Below are 19,306 nucleotides of genomic sequence, written 5' to 3'. Positions count from 1 at the left end.
GGCGGTTTCCGGACAGTTTTGAAGGGTTCAAAACAGGGGGACAGGCCCGCAATCGCGGGGATAATCCCCCGTTCCAGCAGTAACCGGCTGCGCCCGCCGCGCCTTGCATAAAGTGGCGTCCCGCGTTTCAGTGCGACCGGGGATTGAGGAGAATCTGGAATGTCCATCGACCGCCTGCGCGGCATTTTTTCGGCTGTGGCGCTGCTCGCCACCGTGACCCTTGTCGCCTCGCCTGCCCGCGCCGACCGCTGCGATGATCTCGCGCGGCAGCTCAAGAGCCAGATCGACGGGCTCAGCGTCGGGCGCACCGCAGCCAATGTGATCTACCTGTCGCATCCGGCGGCGAAGCAGTTGCGACTTGGCTGCGCCAGCCGCAATTTCAGCAACGAGCTCTACGCGGCATCCGCGACCCGCAAGCCGGCGCCAGCCTTCACCGATCTCGTCGCCAGTGCGGCAGCCGTCATCTTCACGATCCCCAAGCCGGATACGGTGAAGGGCACCACGCGATGTCTCGGCCGCATGGGGATTTTCCGCGGCGACGACGTGAAGCTGCGCTATCGCCGGCTCGACCTGCGCTGCACCCGCAACAAAACATCGGCGAACATCACGATCTCCCGCGGCAAGGACGAGTGAGTATTTCGTTTTAATTGTAGTGAAGTCCTGGACGGCACGTTTACCACCGTTTCCGATCCACACCGATTGCCGCAAATTGCAGCGCCTGATTTACCAAGTCCTTGTTGGCGCATGCGCCATGGTTCGACTGCAAGTGTTGGAAACAGGGAATTTGAAATGAGCGTTTCAAGCGTCAGCAGCGCACCGCCGGTCACGCAGGTGACACCAGTCGAAGCGAAGCCGCCAGAGCCGAAGAAGAATGACGACAACGACAGCCGTACCGCGCCGCCCCCGCCGCGCGCAGCACTGCCGCCCGGCCAGGGTACGCGGATCGACCAGCTCGCCTGAGCCGGCATCATGGGACAGATCAGCCACCGATCGGGCTGACGCTCTGCCTGCCACACCGCCGCCGCGAATCTGGCATCGGATGCGCAGCTTGGGGGTTCGGCATGATCGTTCGTCTCGTGATACGGACGCTGGTCTGGTTCGGCGTGATCGGCGCCGTTTTGTTCACCGCCGCCGGGACCTTGCAATGGCCGGCGGCGTGGTCATTTCTGCTCTTCATGATCCTGCTCGGCCTTGGCGGCGGCCTGTGGCTGATCCAGATCGATCCCGCGCTGTTTGAAGAACGCATGCGCCCCGTCGTACAGCAGGGGCAGCCCACAGCGGACCGCGTCTTCATGGTGGCGTTCTTTACCGTGGCACTGGTCTGGCTGATCGTTGCGGGGCTGGATCAGCGCTTCGGTCTTTCGCAAATGACCGTTGGAGTCCAGGTCGCGGGTACGGCACTCGCAATCACGGGAATGGCAATCTCATTCTGGGTCCTGCGCGAAAACAGTTTCGCCGCACCGGTCATCAAGCTTCAACGCGACCGCGGCCAGCACGTCATCGATACCGGTCCGTATCATCTCGTGCGTCATCCCATGTATAGCGGCGCCATCCTGTTTTTTCTCGGCACATCCCTCTGGCTTGGCTCGTGGTGGAGTACCGCGCTGACGCTGATCCTGGCCGTGCTGCTCGCATGGCGCACGACGGCCGAAGAGCGTACGTTGCGGGACGGTCTCCCCGGTTACACCGACTATGCGACGCGAGTCCGCTATCGTCTGTGTCCGGGGCTCTGGTAACCTCGCCACGCGAGCTGCGCGGCGCTATTTGTCCAGCGCCTTGTAGTGCCGGAAGATGCCGTCCTTGTTGAAGGCAATGCGGCGGTCGCTGTCGAGATAGGCCTTGATGTTCGGGCGAGCCGCCACGCGGTCATGCAAATCGATCAGGCGTGGGATCTCCCGCTCGAATTTTTTCATGCGTTTCGGAAATGCGTAGCGCAGTCCTTCGACGATCTGGAACAATGACAGATCCACATAGGTCGCCTTGCGGCCAGTGACATAGGCACCCTCGCCAGCCTTCAATATCCGCTCGAAATAGCCGAGATATTTCGGCACGCGCTCTTTCAGGAATTCAGCGCTGCGCTTTTTGGCCGGGCCTTTCTGATCCTCGTAATAGAGCGACACGCCGATCGGGTGATGGGTGTCGTGCACTTCGGCAATGAAATCGGTGATCGTGAGCTGGAGTTCATGCAGTTGCAGTCGCGCCGCTTCGGACTTCGGCGCCAGACCGTGACGTGGGCCGAGATAGAACAGGATGTTCGCTGTCTGGCCGATCACCATCTTGCCTGCCTTGAGAAATGGCGGGGCGAATGGCGGAATGCCTTTCTTGCTGCCGAGCATCCTCGTCATTGCGGCCATTCCGCCCTTGCCACGCGCCATATCGCGGTAGTCCGCGCCGGCGTCTTCGAGCGCCAGGCGCACGAATTCGCCGCGGCCCTGGATCGTCGGCCAATAATACAGCTCATATCGCATGCAGAACCTCGCCAATGTCGCGTCAGGGGGTGCCAGGGTAACTGTTCACCGCGGAATTCGTTCGCCGCGCTGGTCCGGCGAGAACTCCGCACCATCGTCCAGCTACCGCCGCAAAACGCGCCATGGCCGGGACAGGCCCGGCCATGGCGGAGTGTATTGCCGCTCGTCTGCCGCAACAGAACTCAGTTCGACGCGAAGCAGTACAGCAGCCCGTCGCCGCCGGTGCTCTTCAGGTCGTTCTGCGAGCAACCGCCATCGGGGCCGCGCGACGGATGCGAGGTGTTCCATGACTTGGACGGCGGTTCTTCGTTTAGCCCCGTACGATCGATATGACCGACCATGGCGGCCCCCTGGGTGCTGCTCGTCCAGTTCTTGCAGGTGCGATCCTCGCCGGCGGCGAAGGCGGTGCCATCGGCTTGTGAGCCGGTCAGCACGTCATGGCGATTCGGCGTATCGCCGCGGCCATTGATCACCTCGCCCTTTTCGCTGAGTGAGGTCTGCTTGGAGAGGTTGTTGCTGGCACCATGCAGATCAGCGACATCCTTGGCGACGACGACGCCCTTGGCATTCTTCCATGGGCCGTTGCCGATCCGGTCCTTGGCATTGATTGCGGGCTTGCCGTCGGCGGCCTGCGTCGAGAGATAAGCGCGCCAGGTCTTGGCGCCCGCGCCTGCAGCCTGCGCCAGCGTCTGGCAATGATTGTCAGCACCGGCGAGGCCACCGAGATTGCCGCCATTGCCGATGCCATTGCTGGTGACGAAGAAGCTGGTGTCCGCGCCCTGCGCGAACGATGGCGACGTTGCTGCAAGCGAGACGGCGACAGCACCGGCGCATAGGCCGAGACGGGTCATGGTCGAGAGAAGAGTGGGCATCGATTCCTCCAATTTGTTTTTGTAGCCACGCAACGCCAGTCGCGATGGGACGCAACTGACCAACACGTCATCCGGCGGATTATTCCCGCTCTCTTATTGAGATCATCGCCTGGTAATGCACACGCATGAGGCCAATAAAAAGCGCCGCGGAATGATCCGCGGCGCTTGTCCGATTTCGATGACGCAAGGCTTACGCCTGCTGGATCGCCGACAGTTCCCACTGGGCGCCGCGCGGGCGCACGAAGGTCCAGATCTCGGTCGCTTCGATCGGCGTTTCGCTACCAGCCACCAAGCGATTGGTGCCACGCTCCAGCGTCTTGTCGACCAGCGAGAAGCGCATCGCGACGCTCGCATAGTCGGTGTCGCCTTCGCGCCAGGCTTCCGCAAGGTCGCCCTGCAGCAACTTCACATCCGACACCTTGTTGATGTCGTTGCGAGCCTTGTTCTCGGCGAGGTCCTTGGCGAAGTACGACACCATTTCCGGCGTCGACAGCTTGCCGAGCTTCTCGACATCTTCGTTCGACCAGGCAGCCTGTACATCGCTGAGCAGCTTCTCGAAAGCTTCATAATCCTGCGGTGCGATCTCGATCGGCTTGTCATTGTTCGAGCCGCCGAAACCGAAGCCACCGAGACCGCTGCGCTGCGTCGGCTGTGCGCCATAACCCTGCTGCGCCTGGTTCATGTGTGCCTGGTTCTGGTCGGGACCATTGGCCGGGCCGGTATAGGCCGAGTTGGCCGGACCGGCATAGGCCGACGCCGTCTGGTTGCGACGCTGCCACCAGGACATTGCGAGGCGGACGACGATGATGATCAGGCCGACCTGCAGCAGCAGGCCGATGATCGACGAGATACCGCCGAGGCCGCTGAACAGACCGCCGCCGAACAGCATGCCGAGCAGGCCTGCGCCGAGGAAGCCGGCAGCGAGGCCACCGAGCATGCCCATGCCCGGACGGTTGAAGAAACCGCCCTTGCTGGCTGCGCCCGTGGTCGCGCTGTTCATGCCGGGCGAACCCGGCTGTTGCATGGTGCGGTTGAACGGCTGAGCCGCGTTAGGCGCCGTCGACGTGCTCGGCGGGGCCGAGAACGTGCGGTTGCCGCGCGAGCCCGAGCTGCTGCCACCGCCAACGCGGGCGTCGGCAGAGGAGATTGCAATTGTGAGCGGCATCGCCAGCGATAGGACAACGGCCATCGTCTTGACGACGCCGCGCATGCTGAACGTGAAAGTCATGGTCATTCCCTCAATCCCCGGCAGGGGGAAAACACCCCTAACATGGCTACCCCAGCCTAAAATGGAAGCACCGTTCGAGGGTAAACGCTGCGGCCCTCGGTCGCGGCTCGTCATTGAACCTTTGGCGCAAGAGTCATCTTGCTTTCAAATACTTATGGTGCATTGCGGGGTGAATGCGCGTTTGAGAGCACGGCCGTTTTGGGAAGGTGGCGCCCTTAATTCGGCGCCATGGTCTCCTTGACCTTGGCAATCAGCGCGCTCAGGGCGAACGGCTTGGCCAGGAAGGCGAATTGCTGGTTTTCCGGCAGGCTCTTTTCGAAGGCTTCCTCGGCGTAACCTGACACGAAGATGATGCGAATATCCGCATTGCGGGCGCGCATCTCCTTCAGCAGCGTCGGTCCGTCCATCTCCGGCATCACCACGTCGGACACAACGAGATCAATGGCACCGTTCTGTTCGTCGAATAGCTCCATCGCCTCGACGCCGTTGCCGGCTTCGACCACCGTGTAACCGCGCGAGCGCAGACCGCGAGCGTTCAGCGCGCGCAGGCCCTCTTCGTCCTCGACCAGCAGGATGGTGCCCTGCCCGGTGAGGTCCGCGCGCGGCTTGGCGTCGGCAGCGGCTTCCTTGGCGGCGACGGCGGCCGCGATCGCCGGGTCGGGAGCGACTTCCTTTTCCTGGTGATGGCGCGGCAGGAAGATACGGAACGTGGTGCCTTTGCCCGGCTCGGAGTCGACATAAACGAAACCGCCGGTCTGCTTGACGATGCCGTAGACCGTAGAGAGGCCGAGGCCGGTGCCCTTGCCGACATCCTTGGTGGAGAAGAACGGTTCGAAGATCTTCTCGACGATATCGGCGGGAATACCGGTGCCGGTATCGCTGACATCGATGCGCACATAATCCGACGGCGGCATGCCCTTGTAGGACAAACGCCCGGCTTCCTCGGCCGAGACATTGACGGTGCGCACGGTCAACGCGCCGCCGTCCGGCATCGCGTCGCGCGCATTGACCGCGAGATTCACGATCACCTGCTCGAATTGCGAGATGTCGACCTTCACCGGCCACAGATCGCGGCCGTGCACGACTTCGAGTTTGACCTTCTCGCCGATCAGGCGCTTCAGCAGCAGATCGATATCGGACAGCGCATCGCCAAGATTGAGCACCGTCGGGCGCAGCGTCTGGCGGCGCGAGAATGCGAGCAACTGGCGCACCAGCGTCGCCGCGCGCGTCGCGTTCTGCTTGATCTGCATGATGTCCTGGAACGACGGATCTGTCGGCTTGTGGGCGTTCAGCAGGAAGTCGTTGGCCATCATGATGGCGGAGAGCACATTGTTGAAGTCATGGGCGATGCCGCCGGCCAGCTGGCCGATGGTGTCCATCTTCTGCGCCTGGTTGACCTGGTTCTCGAGCGTGCGGCGCTCGGTGGTCTCCAGCATGTAGACGATGGCCGCCTCGGTCTCGCGTTCGTTCTCTTCGACGGCGGTGACGAAGAACTGTCCCCAGCGTTCCTTGGCGCCTTCCAGCAGCGCTTCCACCGGCGGGATATCGCCCTGCCCCTGGGCGGCGTGACCGATCGCCGCGACGAGCTGGTTGCGGTCGCGGTCGCTGACGGCGGCGAGGATCGACTTGTTGACGGCGCCCGATGTGTTGAGGCTCTGCGCCAGCTTGGCGAAGCGGGCATTGCCGCGCACCACGGTGCCGTCGCGATCCACCGTCGCAATAGCCATCGGCGTATGGTCGAAGAAGCGCATGAAGCGCACTTCGGCAGCACGCTGCGGATCGGAGCGCTCGTCGCGCGCGCGGCTGATGACAAGGGTGCGCGACGCACCCGGCACGCCGTCGGCGCCGAAAGCGAGCTTGTGATAGAGCCGCACCGGCATGGTCTTGCCGTTGCGCATGCGCAGGTCGATGTCGAATACTTCGGTTTTGACCTCGCCGGGCATCGGCACAATGGATGTCAGCAACGAGGCGCCGTCACCGGAGACGATGTCGGTCAGCTTCAGACCGCCGGAGCCGATCTCGGCAAGATCGTGATCGAGCCAGTTTGCCAGTGTGGCGTTGACGTAAACCAGCTCGCCCTTTGGATTGACTGAGAAGAAGCCGCAAGGTGCGTGATCCAGATATTCGATGGCGTGCTGCAATTCCTGGAATACGTCTTCCTGGCGTTGCCGATCGCGGGAAATATCGGCCACCGACCACACCGTGGATTTGGCCTCGCGCTTGCCCTCACCCAGTGGACGCACGCGCATGCGCAGCCAGCGGCCGTGGCTGCCGTCGGGCGCTGCGACACGGACTTCCTCCTGCTGGCGCTTGCCCTCGCGGGCAGCCTTGAGTAGGCGGAAGACGGCTTCGGAGACATCCGGATTACCGATGAAGACGCGCTCGACCGGTCGCGCATCCTGTGCGGAGGCCGCGCCGGTCAATGTGAGATAGGCAGCATTGGCATAGACCACATGGCCCCGCGCATCGGTGACCGCGATACCGTCAAAGGCGTGATCGGCCACGGTGCGCATGATCGGATCGTCGGAGGTGCGATCGGCAAAGCGGACAATACCGGCGGCAAAGGCGAACAAAACGAACAGGCCGACCATCGCCAGCAGCGCCAACAGGCCCAGAATATAAGGCTGCGCCTGGGCGCGGCCGAGAGTCATGAATGCCACGGCGCAGGCGATGATCGCCGCGGCAATCAGTAGCACCAGCACGATGCTGCCGCTGCGCCGGGCCGGCTCGTGCAGAACCGGATTCTGCGCCGTCATCGATTGGCGATCGTGGTCGGTCTCGGCAGTCATCGGACGGTTCGTCGCCTGTTGGCAGTTGCGGCAGCGCGGGTTTGCGCGCCTCCTGAGTGCATCAATCGGCTGGCCTTACGCAAGCGCCGCGTCGGCCTATTCGCTTCCAATCCGCCGATTCGCAACACGTTCCCGGCCCCTTGCCAGGCGCTTTGCCGAATCATGACGGGCGCCCGGACAGGCCACGCTTCAGGCCCATGACGTAGCCAATGACTTCGGCCACCGCATGGTAGTGTTCGCCCGGAATTTCCTCGTCGATCTCGACGGTGGCGTAAAGCGCGCGCGCCAGCGGCACGTTTTCGACGATCGGAATGTCGTGCTTGCCGGCAACCTCCCTGATCTTCAGCGCGATGTTGTCGACGCCTTTGGCAACGCAGATCGGCGCGGTCATGCCGCGCTCATAGGACAGCGCCACGGCGTAGTGCGTCGGGTTGGTGATGATTACCGACGCCTTCGGCACCGCTGCCATCATGCGCTTCTTCATGTTCTGCTGACGCAGCTGCTTGATCTTGCCCTTGATGTGGGGGTCGCCCTCGGACTGCTTGTATTCTTCCTTCACTTCCTGCAGCGACATCTTCAGCTTCTCGTACCAGGTGCGGTACTGGAAGAAGAAGTCGGCAATGGCGACGAAGGCGAGCATCGCCACCACCGAACCCATCAGCTGCAGCGTCAGCGATGTAGTGATGCCGAGGATCGCCGACGGATCGATATGGATCAGCGCATCCAGACGAAAACGCTCGGGCCACAGCACCGCGCACATCACGGCGCCGAGCAGGACGAGCTTGAACAGGCCCTTCAGGAAATTGGCCAGCGCCTGCTTGCCGAAGACGCGCTTGGCGCCTTCCATCGGCGACAGCTTGCTGAACTTGGGCACCAGCCCTTCGGTGGAGAACACCAGCCGGTGCTGGATCAGATTGCCGGCAAGCGCGGCGATCACGAGAAACAGGATCGGCATGCCCATGGTGGACAAGATGGACATGCAGAGACTCTTGGCCAGCAGCAATAGTCCGGGCCCGTCCGTCCGTATCATCCAGGAATTTTGCAGAAGATTTTTAAGCGGCGTCTGCAGCCCGCCGCCGACCGAGCCGTTGAAGGTCGACAAGACCAGCGTCGCACCCGCCAGCAGGAACCAGGTATTGACCTCCTGGCTTTTGGCTACGTCACCGCGTTCGTGAGCATCGTCGAGCTTTTTTTGCGTGGGGTCATGTGTCTTCTCGGAATCGTCGTCGGCCATCCGCGCGCCCCTATATCCGCGGCATCATTTGTTGCATGACGCCGGTGACGTATTCGAGGTAGGTCCCCATCATGGTCGCGAGCACGACGGCGAAGATCAGGAATCCGATCATGATCGAAAGCGGTACACCGACGAAATAGACCTGCATCTGCGGCATCAGCCGTGCCAGCACGCCAAGCCCCATGTTGAAGACGAGGCCGAACACCAGGAAAGGCGCAGCAAGCTGCGTCCCGATCTTGAACGCCGCCGCGAAGGCATTGGTCGCGAGCTTTGCCACATCGCCCGTCGACATGATCTCGCCGGGCGCGAAAATCTTGTAGCTGTCGTTAATGGCGGCGATCACAAGGTGATGCGTATCGGTGGCGAACAGCATCGTGATGCCGAGCATCGTGAGAAAATTGCCGATCAGCACGCCCTGCTGACCCTGGGTCGGATCCACCGAGGTGACGAAGCCGAGACCGAGTTGCTGCGCAATGATCGATCCGGCGACCTGCAGCGCCGACAGCGTGACGCGCGCGGTGGCGCCGAGCACGACGCCGATGATGATCTCATGCGCCAGCAGAACCAGCATCGGCACGATCGATCCCATATCGACGTTATAGGCGCCGCGATGCGCCGGCAGCATGAGGAGGGTCAGTCCCAATGCGATCGATAGCTTGGCCCGTGCGGGAATGTTGGTTTCGCCAAAGCCCGGCATCAACATCACCATCGTACCGATGCGGGCGAAAGCCAGCATGAAGGCAGCGGCGAGAGCGGGCAGAAGCGAGACATCGATGCGCATACGGGATTGTGCATCACCCCCCGATGATTCGCGACGATATCCGCAACATGTAGCTCGACAATGCGTCCCCCATGAACGGGAGCGTCAGCATCATGGTGGCAAAGACCGCGAGAATCTTCGGCACGAAGACCAGCGACTGTTCCTGGATCTGGGTCAGCGCCTGCACCAGCGACACGACGACGCCGACCAGGAGGCCCACGACCATCAGCGGACCGGACACGATCACAATCGTCCAGATCGCATCGCGGGCAACGTCGAGAGTTTCGGGGCCGGTCATTGCAGTAATCCTTGTGTTACGCGGTGTTCGTGATGAGGAGGATCAGATCGGCATCTTCATGATGTCTTCGTAGGACTGGATGACGCGATCGCGCACCGAGACCAGCGTCGACACGGCGACGTCGGTTTCCGCAACTGCCGTGACCACGTCCATCACATTGGCCTTGCCGTTGGCCATTGCGATGGTCTGCGCATCCGACTTGCGGCCGGAATCGAGCACGCTGCCCAGCGCGTCCTTGAGGACCGCGCCGAACGACTGACCACCACCGGCGTCCGCCGCCTTGTTGAGACCACCACCGACGCCACCACCGGCGTCCATGATGCGCGAGAGAGCCGAGTAAGCATTGGCGGCGACAGAGGGAGTTGCCATGGTTCAGCTGTCCTGTTCAGGCCTTGAGGATGTCGAGCGTACGTTGGATCATCCGGCGCGTGGCGCTGATGATGTTGAGATTGGCTTCGTAGGAGCGCTGCGCTTCCTTCATGTCCGTCATTTCCACCAGCGAATTCACGTTGGGGTATTTGACGTTACCGGCGGCATCCGCCGCGGGATTGCCGGGCTCGTAGCGCGTGGGAAACGCAGACTGGTCGGGCCTGATGCGGCCGAGGCCGACGATGCGGGCATCCAGCGAGCGGTCCAGCTCCGATTTGAAGGTCGGCACCTTGCGGCGATAGGGGTCACCGCCCGAAGTCTGCGCTGTGGACTGCGCATTGGCGATGTTTTCCGAAATCACCCGCATGCGGCCCGCCTGGGCGCGCAGACCGGAGGTCGCGATGCCCATGGACCGCGAGAAGTCGCTAATATCGTCTGCCATGATGAGCTCCGTTTATGCGCGCGGCGGCGTCAGCGCTTGCCGATAGCGGTCTTCAACAGACCGAGGCTGCGGGTGTAGAGCGAGGTCGCGGCGGCATAGTCCATCTGGTTGGCCGAGACCTTGAGCATCTCGTCTTCCAGATTGACGGCATTGCCGGCGGGCCGGGTCTCGTAGCCGACCCGGCTGTTCTGGTTAAACGAGGCTGCGCCTCCGGTCGGCAGGATATTGGTCCCGGACGCCCGCATCATTGGCAGCGAGCCCATGCCGCCCGCGGTGACGGACGTGTTCCCGGCCTTGTCGAATTTCGGTTCCACGAGATCGCGGGGGCGGAAGTTCGGAGTGTCCGAATTGGAGATATTTTCGGCCAGCACACGCTGGCGCTCCTGATGCCACTGCATCTTGGTGCGCAGCGCCGACAACATCGGCATGTCGCTGATCGCCATCGGCCTTCTCCGCCCCGCTCGGACGGAGTGTCCTGAGCTAGGCAGAATTTGCCGCCTGCATGGTTAATACGAAGTTAATTTCCGGCGGTACTTGTTACCGAACCGTAAATGAATGCTGCAAAATTGACGTTTTTCGCAACTGCCAACGCTTTTTCGCCTGAATTGGCCGATTAACCATCCCCATCGGCCATACGACGGGGCGGCAGAAGTCGTTTTGGCTGCAGCGATTCATAGTTTATTATTAACCAACGGCAGGTTCTGCCGTGGGGCGTTAACAGATGGGGCGTGATTCACGCTGCGTGCGGGGCGTGCGGGGGTATGACACCTCCGGCTCTGGACGTGGACGTTGCAGCCACCCCGTCTGGCTGGGGACTTTATGATGCAATCATCGGTGCAATTTATCTTGGCCTTCGTTGTCGTGCTGGCGCTGATCGGGCTTACCGCCTGGCTGGTGCGCCGATTCGCTGGCAACCGGCTGGGCAACAACACCAGCCGCGGGCGCTTGCCGCGGCTCGCGGTGATCGACGCCGCCGCCGTGGACGGCCGCCGCCGCCTGGTGCTGGTCCGCCGCGACAATGTCGAACATTTGCTGATGATCGGTGGCCCGTCGGACATCGTCGTCGAGCCCAATATCGTCCGCGCCATGCCCGGCCGCGAGCAGGCCCCGCAGCGCGGCGGCCTCGCCGCCGATGTGGCAAGCCGTGGCCCGTCGCTGCCCGAAGCCCCGAGCTGGGCAGAGAGCAACGAGTCCGGCTTCGATTCCGAACCGCATGTGCCGGAGCCGGCGCCGCGTCCCGCGCGCCCCTCCTTTATCGAAGAACCGCGCCGCCCGGCCGCGCCCTTGCCGGAGCGTCGGCCCGATCCGGTCGCCAGCCTCGCGCCGGAACCTGCGCCGCGCCCCGAACCGGCGCCACGCAACGACCTTTTCCCGCAGCGGCCGATTCCGCGAAGTGAAATGCCACGTGCCGAGATGCCACGTAGCGAGCCGATGATACCGCGCCCGATGCGTGCCGATCCGCCGATCCGCACCATGCCGCCCCCCCGCACGCCGGACCGTCCCGTCGCAGCAGCGCCGACCCCGCCTGCTCCGGTTGTTGCTGCCCCGGCTCCCGCCCCGGTCGTTGCGCCGCCCGTACCGACGCAAGCCCCTACGCCTCCTGCTCCGGCAGTCGCCGTGTCGTCTGCCGATCAGAACCTTGCCGATATGGCGCAGCGCCTCGAAGCAGCCTTGCGCCGTCCTGCCGGCGAAACCCGCCAGGATGCGCCTGAGCCCCGGGTCGGCGCTCCGTCGGTGGCGCCTGAGGCACCATCGATCCGCCCGGCTTCGCGGTCGCCGGAAGTCTCGATCGCCAGCCCTGCCCGTGCGGAGGCGCCGCCAGTCGTTCCGCCGGTCAAATCGGGTTTTGAAAATCTCGAAGACGAGATGGCCTCCCTGCTGGGACGGCCGAAGTCCAGTTCGTGAGTTCGGCGAACCTCCCGCGTAGAGTATTTTTCCTTTCAGTTCTGATCGCCGCCGGGACCTTCGCAGGTCCCGCGATGGCGCAGGACATCAGCATCAATCTCGGCGGCGGTGGCGGCGGCGTCACCGAACGTGCGGTGCAGATGATTGCGTTGTTGACGGTGCTGTCGATCGCACCGTCGATCCTGATCATGATGACGTCATTCACACGCATCGTGGTCGTGCTGTCGCTGCTGCGCACCGCATTGGGTACAGCGACGGCTCCGCCAAACTCGGTGATCATCGCGCTGGCGATGTTCCTTACGGCTTTCGTGATGGGACCGGTGCTACAACGTTCCTATGACGACGGCATCAAGCCGCTGATCTCCAACGACATCACCGTCGAACAAGCCCTGGTGCGTGCATCCATTCCGCTGCGCGGCTTCATGCAGAAGAACGTGCGCGAGAAGGATCTCAAGCTGTTCATGGACTTGTCGGGCGAGCCAATTCCAGCGACGCCTGACGACCTGTCGCTCCGCATCCTTGTGCCGGCCTTCATGATCTCCGAACTGAAGCGCGCTTTCGAGATCGGCTTCCTGCTGTTCCTGCCATTCCTGATCATCGATCTCGTGGTCGCCTCGGTCTTGATGGCGATGGGCATGATGATGCTGCCACCGGCGGTGGTGTCACTGCCGTTCAAGCTGATCTTCTTCGTGCTGGTGGATGGCTGGTCGCTGGTGGCCGGCAGCCTGGTACAGAGTTACGGGCAGTAGCGAAGCTCGCCCCTACCGCGTCATCTCGATCTTGCGGACATTGACCACCGGCTGCGGCTTCAGCGAGCCGGTCGGCATCGGATCCGCACTGGCACCCGGCAGGATCGCCTTGGCGCTACTTTCGGGGAAGCGCGTCTTCATCTCGCGCAGGAAGCCGTCGAGCGTATCGACGGATGCGGCCATCTTGGCAATGGCGGCGAATTCCGAAGAGTTAGTCGAGGTCGGCTTGCTCGCGGTGTCGAAGGCGATCTTGTCGGCACCGACATTCATCAGCGGCGCATACTTTTCGCGGAAGCGCGCGAGACCGAGGGCATCTTCCGCCAGCGCATAACCCACGACAGCACGGATGATGTCGCTCTTTTCGCTTGGCGTCAGCGGCGAGAAATCCCGCCAGCGGTCGCCGTAATAGAGTTCGATCTGTTCGGAGGCTTCGCGCCAGCGCCGCGACGACCAGTAGATATCCGAGCGGAGCCGGATCGCTTCGCGCCCGCTGACATGAGAGATGATGTCGAGAGCCAGCTCACGGCGGCCAATGTCGCTCTGCGCCCGCGCCTCAAGCAGCAACCGCTGTTGACGCAGTTCGCCATTGAGATCGGCGATACGCGTAGTGCGCAGCGCGGCGATGGCCCGGTCGGGCTTGCGGCTCATCAGATAAACCATCGCCAGACGCGCAGCGACTTGCGAGCGTGCAGCGCCTTCGAGACGGTGATCGACCTGATACTGTAGAAGCTCGGCAGCCTGATCGAGCAGATCGACAGCTACGAGACGATCTGCGAGACGGCGGATCATTTCGTCGCCCCGGCGGCCGATCGGGGTCAGCTCGCGAAACTCGTAGAACATCGCCAGCGCATCGACCGGCGGCAGACTGTCACCCTTTGGCGACAGATAGATCTGCGAGAATAGCGCCTGAGCTTCGTCCTGCACCTGGCGCGCAGCTTCGCTGTTGGCCTGGCGCTCGGTGGCCGTGCGGGCGGCCAGCAGCGAGTCATTGTAGCGGCCGAGTTCGGCATACATGCGCGACAGGATCTGCAGCACCTGCACTTCCGTGCCGTCGCCGCGCCAGGTCACTGCCAGCACTTCGAGATCATGCAGCGCGTCCTCGCTGCTGATCTCGTTGCGCTTCTGGCGCAAATTGATTTCGCGCAGCTTGGCTTCCGCTGCAGACTGACGATCCACCGAACCGGTGACATCCTGATACTTCGACAGCGCGTCCTTCTCACGACCGAGTGCCTCGTCGAGCCAGCCGCTGAGCAGCATGGCCGCGGGCTTGATCTCCGGCGAGATGCCGACCGTTTCGAGCTCACTGCCGCGCGACGACGCGCCGGCATAGTCCTTGACCTCGAGCGAGGCCCGCAGCGCGAGCATCAGGGCCGCACGCTGCAGATCGGCCGGCAGCGCGGCGAGCGTGAACTCGGCATTCTTGAAACGCTCGCGCGCCTCGACCCATTTTTCCTGCTTGGCGTAGGCGAGCGCCTTCCACAATTCACCATCGTAACCCGGCCCGAGCACCGGATTGGCGATATCCTTCAGGGTTTGTTCGGGACGCCCCATCATCGCGCTGGCCACCGCATGAACGATCAGCGCGACAGGGCTTTCCTCGCCGACCTTGGTGACCGCGATCGCGAGATCGGCGACGCCCTTGGCCTCGTGGTACATGCCGCGCGCCATGTAGAATCTGGCCAGATCCATCCGCGCCTGCGGCAGCGAGCTGGCTTCGGCCGACGACATCGCGTCGATCAACTCGTCGAAGCGCGCGTTGAACGGGCCTTCCTGATCCTTGCGCCACTGGCCGACATCGAAGATCGGCCGGGCGACCGTCGACGCACGTTGCGGCGCTGCATCGGCTGCCGACAGCGTCAGGCCGCCGGGCTTGGTGAGCATCACCTTGTCGATACTGGCTTCAACGGACACGTCGTCGGAGTTCACCTGAACCACCACGCCGTGAATCGATTCCAGCAACGAGAATTCAACGAAGTCCTGGCGACGGATGAAGCCGCGCGATGGTGGCAGCGCAGTGATGATATTGAGCGTATCGCCGGCATCCGGATCAACCAGGCGATGCTTGAGACCGGGCTTGGCCAATGGCACCTGCACGCTGGCGCGCGAGGGATCGGCAATATTGCGCACGGCGGACAACGGCTGCGACGGTGTCTGACGTGTATCGGCCAGCATCAGCGACCAGGCCTGTCCCGCGCCGGGAGGATCGTCGGTCGTGAGCGAAGCCAGTTGTGGGCGATTAAGGCGGATGCGGATCGCCTGCCCCTTCTCCAGCGGGATCGTCCTCACATCGGCAATGATCGATCCGCTATCGCGGCGGATCGGCGCGGTGTCGATGGGCCGCGTCGAATCTGCCACCAGCCACAGGATATCGCCGCGACGAAACAAAGCGACCGGCGTTTGCGATGGAAAGGCAAAGGCTATGCGCACGCCGTCGCTGCTGCGCTTGACCTCAACCGGCATGCCCGCCGGTTCGGTCGGCGCAGCAGCAACGGGTGCAGCAGCAGGGGCCGCCGCAACGACAGGCGCAGGCGGCGGTGTTTCTTTCGCAGGAACGACGACAACAGGCTCGGCTGCCGGCGCAGGCTTGGGTGATTCAGCGACCTTGGCCGTCTCGGGCTTTGGCTCTTCCGGCTTCGCTGCCGCGACGGGCGCTGCCGGTGCAGCCGTCACAACCTCGACCTTCTTCTCCGGAACGATCTCTTTCGCGATCATTTCGGAGGTCGGCGGCACGATCTCGCCGGAGCGCTGTGCCGGGACGCTGGCGGGCTTTTCGACCTCAGGAGGCTTCACCGCGACCGGCGGTTTCTCGTCCGCAGGAGCGGCCACCGGCAGCTTGGCCAGCGGCGACGGCTTTTCATTCTGCTGGAAGCCGATGTCGACGACGTAGCTCTTGTCCTCGCGGAACGACTTCACATCGACGTCGCCGATCAAGCCGATCTCGACGGCGGTCCGGTTGCCGTCCATCGCCTGACCGATCGATGCGACATTGGCGGGTGCAGACAGTTTGGCATCGGCGAGATCGAACACCAGACCGGCATTGAAGGTCAGCGTCAGCGTCTTCTCGTTCAGCACCGACGACACACCGACGCCGCCAGTCTCGAACACGAAGCGCACGAAGGTCGGCTGCACGGATGCGCGTACGCGGATCGGCGGCTTCTTCTGGCTTTCCGCGGCAGCGCGTTGCTGGCGCAAGGCGCGCTCTGCCGCGCGCGCACGCTCCGACAATTCCTTGACCACATCCTGCGGCAGACCGGGCGGCATACCCTTCCAGGTGTCGGGCAACAGATCGATGAAGATGCGCTCGCCCGCCGTCATCGAATTGATGGTCACCCTGCGTGACAAAGCGAGGCGGATCGCCGTGCCATCGGGATCGCGGCGTGCGGAGCCGATATAGTCGGGGGCGGCGTCGCCGAGAATCTCGACAGGAATATCGACCGGCCGCTTGAAGCGAATGACGAGAATGGTGCCGGCCTGCGTCACCTCGGACTCCACGTCCTCGGCAAGCTTCAGCACGATGCGGCCATAGCCGCCCGACGTACCCATGCTGGCGGTGCCCCTCACCGCTTGCGCAGATGCGGCATCCGGGAACGACAGCGCAAGACAGACAATGCCCGCGAAGACCGCACAACGTCGAACGGCCCGCGTCCATGCGCGAGCTTGCGTCCAACATGCAACGGCAGCCGTCCGTACCATTCAGAAGTGTCTCTCAGCCCGATGCTCGAAGGAGGACTAGTCGCCCGCCCTGTGTCGAATCTAGATTCCGCGCTCTAAGGATTTGTTAATTAATTTCTTTAATTCCGGCCCTGCTGGATCGGCCTGCCTTCGATCTTGGGCAGTTCGACCGCCGCGGCAGATCGTTCGCCGCCCGAGGCGCGGCGCGCCAGTTCAACGGTGAGGCGTTCAGCGGCCTCCGGCTGCATCAGACCGAGAATGTCGGACATCTTCCGAGGTGCAATCTGCGAGGCGATCTCGAACAGCACCGGCATTTCCAGCCGGTCGAAGATCTTCGCGGCGTCCTTCGGCTTCATGCTTTCATACATGGTGACGATGCCCTTGAAGCGGGCGGCATCGACTTCGCTCTTCTGGTCGTTCGCCGTCTTGATACCGGCTTCGACACCCTTCAATTCATCGACGCGGGTTTCGATGCGCTTCTCGGCGGCCTTCAGCAGGCTCTCGCGAATGTCGATCTCGCGTGCACGCGCTTCCAGTTCCTGACGGCGGGCTTGCAGTCGTTCGAGGATCGCGCGTTCAGCAGGCGAGATTTGAGGAGACAGTTCGACAGGCGGATTGCTGGTCGGTTCGATCGCTGCAGGCGCTGCTACCGCGGGCTTCGGCTCTTCCTTCTTGGCTGAGACCGAGCCGGTAATATCGCCGTCCACTGGCTTGCCGCCCGGGAAGTTGAACATCTCCTGCGCCCACGATCCTTTCGTAGGCTGAGGCTGCGGATCATAATTGAACACGTAGCCGCCATCGATCACCAGGCCGGCGATCTTGAGAATCGCCAGCCCGAAAACCGCCACCAAGACGACAGGAAGAATACGAACGTCCCGAAAAGCTTTCATGCAGCGATGCCGTCAGGCCTCCTCCGTTCGGCAAACGCCTGCGCTGCCGCGGCATTGGCCCGCGCTGCGGATACCCGCGGCGCATCAGGGTCGGTTTCGGTGAGCGGTCGTGCCGCCACCGCGATCTTCGATAGCCGGCGCACGACGGCGTCGCTCTCGGCGAGCTGGGCTTTCAGTTGATCGGCCAGCGCCGTTGCCGCCGAAATCTGGCTGCCCAGATTCTCATTGACGTCGCGCACGGTAAGCTTGAGTCCGCCGATCGCACGCTCGGCGATCTCGGTCACGGTGATGAGCTCGCCGATCGTGGCCTTCAACGATTGCTCGTCCGCCTTGAGGCGCTTCAGGCGCTTATTGAGCAACATGCAATAGGCGATGGTCAGGATCAGAAGCACCGCAACCAGGCTCTCGATCACAATTCCTAATGAATGACTCATTGTGCCTCCATCAATTTAGTTTGCTCATCAGCCTTCTCAAACATGGCGAAGGTTGTGTTAGGCTTGCGTAATTGTTTCGTGACTCTAATGGCAACGCGGTCGCCGACACGGCCCATGCGACCTTCAGTCAAGGTCACGGCTCCGCAACGCACGGCAACAAGGGCATCCGCACGCATTTCCAGCGGCAGCGTATCGCCCACTTTGAGAAGCATCAGCTGCTTCAACGGGATCTCCGCCTCATACAGCACGGCGTCGACGGCGATCTCGGCCTGAGCAATTTCAGTGGCGAGATGGCTTTCCCAGATCGGATCACGGCCGAATTTTTCGCCCATGAACATCTGCATGAGCACGGCGCGGATCGGCTCGATCGTCGCATAGGGCAGCAGCAATTCGATATTGCCGCCGCGATCTTCCATGTCGATATGCAGGCGCACCAGGATTGCGGCATTGGCTGGACGGCTGATGGCGGCAAAGCGCGGATTGGTCTCAAGCCGGTCGATGGTGAAAGCCACGGGCGACAGTGGCCGGAACGCCTGTTCTGCGTCGGCCAGCACGACTTCGATCAGGCGCTTCACCAGATTGGTTTCGATGGTGGTATAGGGACGGCCCTCGATGCGCAGCGAGGCCTGACCACGACGGCCGCCGAGCAGCACGTCGATCATCGAATAGATCAGGCTGGAATCGACGGTAGCGAGGCCAAAATTCTCCCACTCCTCTGCCTTGAACACGCACAGCACGGCTGGCAGCGGAATCGAATTCATATAGTCGCCGAAACGCACCGAAGTGATGCGATCGAGCGAGACTTCGACGTTGTCGGAGGTGAAATTGCGCAGGCTCGTGGTCATCAACCGCACCAGACGGTCGAACACGATTTCGAGCATCGGCAGACGCTCATACGACACCATCGAGGAATCGATGATGGCGCGAATGCCGGAATTCTCGTCGAGATGAACCTCGTTGACGCTGAAGCCGAGGAGGTTGTCGATTTCTTCCTGCGAGAGAACGCGCTCGCCGCCGTTCTTGCCGCCGCCGATATCGCGACCGCCATCCTCGACCATGGCGGCCCATTGCTCCGCCATGGTGCCGGTGAGTTCGTTTTCGGCAGCCGCTTTCGCCGCCTCAACGGGATCCTCTGAATCCAGAGAAGCTTCCCATTCGGCGGCAATTGCGTCCTGATCGACCTGTTCGGTAGACAT

Annotated in this window: 19 protein-coding genes; 5 read left to right on the top strand and 14 right to left on the bottom strand. The window is 62.7% G+C overall.

Going from position 1 to position 19,306, the window contains the following annotated elements; translation table 11 throughout:
- The first annotated feature begins 159 nt into the window (after positions 1-159).
- From AB8A23_RS14700 to AB8A23_RS14690, 3 genes are all read left to right on the top strand, one after another.
- Positions 160-633 (top strand): hypothetical protein, encoded by a 474-nt coding sequence (locus AB8A23_RS14700; RefSeq protein WP_231079917.1) that lies wholly within the window; start codon positions 160-162, stop codon positions 631-633.
- Positions 634-789: 156 nt separating this feature from the next.
- A complete protein-coding gene (locus AB8A23_RS14695) occupies positions 790-960 on the top strand; it encodes a hypothetical protein (RefSeq protein WP_165826873.1) in 171 nt (56 codons plus the stop codon).
- Positions 961-1,061: 101 nt separating this feature from the next.
- Entirely contained in the window at positions 1,062-1,736 is a 675-nt protein-coding gene (locus AB8A23_RS14690) for a methyltransferase family protein (RefSeq protein WP_439059327.1), read from the top strand.
- Between the two features lie 24 nt (positions 1,737-1,760).
- Here AB8A23_RS14690 and AB8A23_RS14685 read toward each other — a convergent pair whose 3' ends face one another.
- From AB8A23_RS14685 to flgB, 10 genes are all read right to left on the bottom strand, one after another.
- Positions 1,761-2,468, bottom strand: a complete 708-nt coding sequence (locus AB8A23_RS14685; RefSeq protein WP_439059329.1) for a glutathione S-transferase — start codon at positions 2,466-2,468, stop codon at positions 1,761-1,763.
- A gap of 182 nt (positions 2,469-2,650) precedes the next feature.
- On the bottom strand, positions 2,651-3,319 hold the full coding sequence (locus AB8A23_RS14680) for a lectin (RefSeq protein ID WP_089265691.1): 669 nt from the start codon (positions 3,317-3,319) through the stop codon (positions 2,651-2,653).
- 211 nt (positions 3,320-3,530) lie between these two features.
- Positions 3,531-4,568, bottom strand: a complete 1,038-nt coding sequence (locus AB8A23_RS14675; protein ID WP_439060525.1) for a Tim44 domain-containing protein — start codon at positions 4,566-4,568, stop codon at positions 3,531-3,533.
- Between the two features lie 215 nt (positions 4,569-4,783).
- Positions 4,784-7,357, bottom strand: coding sequence for a cell cycle histidine kinase CckA (gene cckA, locus AB8A23_RS14670; protein ID WP_093756614.1), 2,574 nt, complete (start codon positions 7,355-7,357; stop codon positions 4,784-4,786).
- A 160-nt stretch (positions 7,358-7,517) separates the two neighbouring features.
- The gene (gene flhB, locus AB8A23_RS14665; protein WP_089265170.1) at positions 7,518-8,591 is read right to left on the bottom strand and encodes a flagellar biosynthesis protein FlhB; all 1,074 of its coding nucleotides are present in this window, start codon (positions 8,589-8,591) and stop codon (positions 7,518-7,520) included.
- Between the two features lie 10 nt (positions 8,592-8,601).
- Positions 8,602-9,372, bottom strand: coding sequence for a flagellar biosynthetic protein FliR (gene fliR, locus AB8A23_RS14660; protein WP_439059332.1), 771 nt, complete (start codon positions 9,370-9,372; stop codon positions 8,602-8,604).
- 13 nt (positions 9,373-9,385) lie between these two features.
- Complete coding sequence (gene fliQ, locus AB8A23_RS14655) at positions 9,386-9,649, bottom strand: flagellar biosynthesis protein FliQ (protein WP_068735669.1); 264 nt, start codon at positions 9,647-9,649, stop codon at positions 9,386-9,388.
- Positions 9,650-9,691: 42 nt separating this feature from the next.
- On the bottom strand, positions 9,692-10,018 hold the full coding sequence (fliE, locus tag AB8A23_RS14650) for a flagellar hook-basal body complex protein FliE (RefSeq protein WP_068735666.1): 327 nt from the start codon (positions 10,016-10,018) through the stop codon (positions 9,692-9,694).
- Positions 10,019-10,034: 16 nt separating this feature from the next.
- The gene (gene flgC / locus AB8A23_RS14645; RefSeq protein ID WP_089265171.1) at positions 10,035-10,460 is read right to left on the bottom strand and encodes a flagellar basal body rod protein FlgC; all 426 of its coding nucleotides are present in this window, start codon (positions 10,458-10,460) and stop codon (positions 10,035-10,037) included.
- A 29-nt stretch (positions 10,461-10,489) separates the two neighbouring features.
- Positions 10,490-10,903 (bottom strand): flagellar basal body rod protein FlgB, encoded by a 414-nt coding sequence (flgB, locus tag AB8A23_RS14640; RefSeq protein WP_439059335.1) that lies wholly within the window; start codon positions 10,901-10,903, stop codon positions 10,490-10,492.
- Positions 10,904-11,279: 376 nt separating this feature from the next.
- On the opposite strand from flgB, the gene AB8A23_RS14635 reads away from it, so the two are divergent.
- Both AB8A23_RS14635 and fliP read left to right on the top strand, forming a co-directional pair.
- Positions 11,280-12,365 carry a flagellar biosynthetic protein FliO gene (locus AB8A23_RS14635; RefSeq protein WP_439059337.1) on the top strand — a complete coding sequence of 362 codons (1,086 nt, stop codon included), beginning with the start codon at positions 11,280-11,282 and terminating at the stop codon, positions 12,363-12,365.
- Positions 12,362-13,114, top strand: coding sequence for a flagellar type III secretion system pore protein FliP (fliP, locus tag AB8A23_RS14630; protein WP_092146430.1), 753 nt, complete (start codon positions 12,362-12,364; stop codon positions 13,112-13,114). The genes AB8A23_RS14635 and fliP overlap by 4 nt, the downstream gene beginning before the upstream one ends.
- Before the next feature lie 12 nt (positions 13,115-13,126).
- Here fliP and AB8A23_RS14625 read toward each other — a convergent pair whose 3' ends face one another.
- From AB8A23_RS14625 to fliM, 4 genes are all read right to left on the bottom strand, one after another.
- Positions 13,127-16,807, bottom strand: a complete 3,681-nt coding sequence (locus tag AB8A23_RS14625; protein WP_439059340.1) for a tetratricopeptide repeat protein — start codon at positions 16,805-16,807, stop codon at positions 13,127-13,129.
- Between the two features lie 98 nt (positions 16,808-16,905).
- Positions 16,906-17,676, bottom strand: a complete 771-nt coding sequence (locus AB8A23_RS14620; protein WP_089265175.1) for a MotE family protein — start codon at positions 17,674-17,676, stop codon at positions 16,906-16,908.
- Positions 17,673-18,110, bottom strand: coding sequence for a DUF6468 domain-containing protein (locus AB8A23_RS14615; RefSeq protein WP_089265176.1), 438 nt, complete (start codon positions 18,108-18,110; stop codon positions 17,673-17,675). The genes AB8A23_RS14620 and AB8A23_RS14615 overlap by 4 nt, the downstream gene beginning before the upstream one ends.
- Positions 18,107-19,306: a flagellar motor switch protein FliM gene (gene fliM, locus AB8A23_RS14610; RefSeq protein ID WP_410001823.1), complete on the bottom strand. Its 1,200-nt coding sequence runs from the start codon at positions 19,304-19,306 to the stop codon at positions 18,107-18,109. The genes AB8A23_RS14615 and fliM overlap by 4 nt, the downstream gene beginning before the upstream one ends.

Source organism: Tardiphaga sp. 619_E2_N8_4 (assembly GCF_051810905.1).
Taxonomy (GTDB): domain Bacteria; phylum Pseudomonadota; class Alphaproteobacteria; order Rhizobiales; family Xanthobacteraceae; genus Tardiphaga; species Tardiphaga robiniae.
Note: the sequence above shows the minus strand (reverse complement) of the source record. Positions and strands in the feature narration are given on the sequence as shown.

What these genes read in the sequence shown, in the direction of transcription:
- AB8A23_RS14700 (WP_231079917.1), top strand. Translation starts at nt 160, where the DNA reads ATGTCCATCGACCGCCTGCGCGGCATTTTTTCGGCTGTGGCGCTGCTC.
- AB8A23_RS14695 (WP_165826873.1), top strand. Translation starts at nt 790, where the DNA reads ATGAGCGTTTCAAGCGTCAGCAGCGCACCGCCGGTCACGCAGGTGACA.
- AB8A23_RS14690 (WP_439059327.1), top strand. Translation starts at nt 1,062, where the DNA reads ATGATCGTTCGTCTCGTGATACGGACGCTGGTCTGGTTCGGCGTGATC.
- AB8A23_RS14685 (WP_439059329.1), bottom strand. Translation starts at nt 2,468, where the DNA reads ATGCGATATGAGCTGTATTATTGGCCGACGATCCAGGGCCGCGGCGAA.
- AB8A23_RS14680 (WP_089265691.1), bottom strand. Translation starts at nt 3,319, where the DNA reads ATGACCCGTCTCGGCCTATGCGCCGGTGCTGTCGCCGTCTCGCTTGCA.
- AB8A23_RS14675 (WP_439060525.1), bottom strand. Translation starts at nt 4,568, where the DNA reads ATGACTTTCACGTTCAGCATGCGCGGCGTCGTCAAGACGATGGCCGTT.
- cckA (WP_093756614.1), bottom strand. Translation starts at nt 7,357, where the DNA reads ATGACTGCCGAGACCGACCACGATCGCCAATCGATGACGGCGCAGAAT.
- flhB (WP_089265170.1), bottom strand. Translation starts at nt 8,591, where the DNA reads ATGGCCGACGACGATTCCGAGAAGACACATGACCCCACGCAAAAAAAG.
- fliR (WP_439059332.1), bottom strand. Translation starts at nt 9,372, where the DNA reads ATGCGCATCGATGTCTCGCTTCTGCCCGCTCTCGCCGCTGCCTTCATG.
- fliQ (WP_068735669.1), bottom strand. Translation starts at nt 9,649, where the DNA reads ATGACCGGCCCCGAAACTCTCGACGTTGCCCGCGATGCGATCTGGACG.
- fliE (WP_068735666.1), bottom strand. Translation starts at nt 10,018, where the DNA reads ATGGCAACTCCCTCTGTCGCCGCCAATGCTTACTCGGCTCTCTCGCGC.
- flgC (WP_089265171.1), bottom strand. Translation starts at nt 10,460, where the DNA reads ATGGCAGACGATATTAGCGACTTCTCGCGGTCCATGGGCATCGCGACC.
- flgB (WP_439059335.1), bottom strand. Translation starts at nt 10,903, where the DNA reads ATGGCGATCAGCGACATGCCGATGTTGTCGGCGCTGCGCACCAAGATG.
- AB8A23_RS14635 (WP_439059337.1), top strand. Translation starts at nt 11,280, where the DNA reads ATGATGCAATCATCGGTGCAATTTATCTTGGCCTTCGTTGTCGTGCTG.
- AB8A23_RS14625 (WP_439059340.1), bottom strand. Translation starts at nt 16,807, where the DNA reads ATGGTACGGACGGCTGCCGTTGCATGTTGGACGCAAGCTCGCGCATGG.
- AB8A23_RS14620 (WP_089265175.1), bottom strand. Translation starts at nt 17,676, where the DNA reads ATGAAAGCTTTTCGGGACGTTCGTATTCTTCCTGTCGTCTTGGTGGCG.
- AB8A23_RS14615 (WP_089265176.1), bottom strand. Translation starts at nt 18,110, where the DNA reads ATGAGTCATTCATTAGGAATTGTGATCGAGAGCCTGGTTGCGGTGCTT.
- fliM (WP_410001823.1), bottom strand. Translation starts at nt 19,306, where the DNA reads ATGTCTACCGAACAGGTCGATCAGGACGCAATTGCCGCCGAATGGGAA.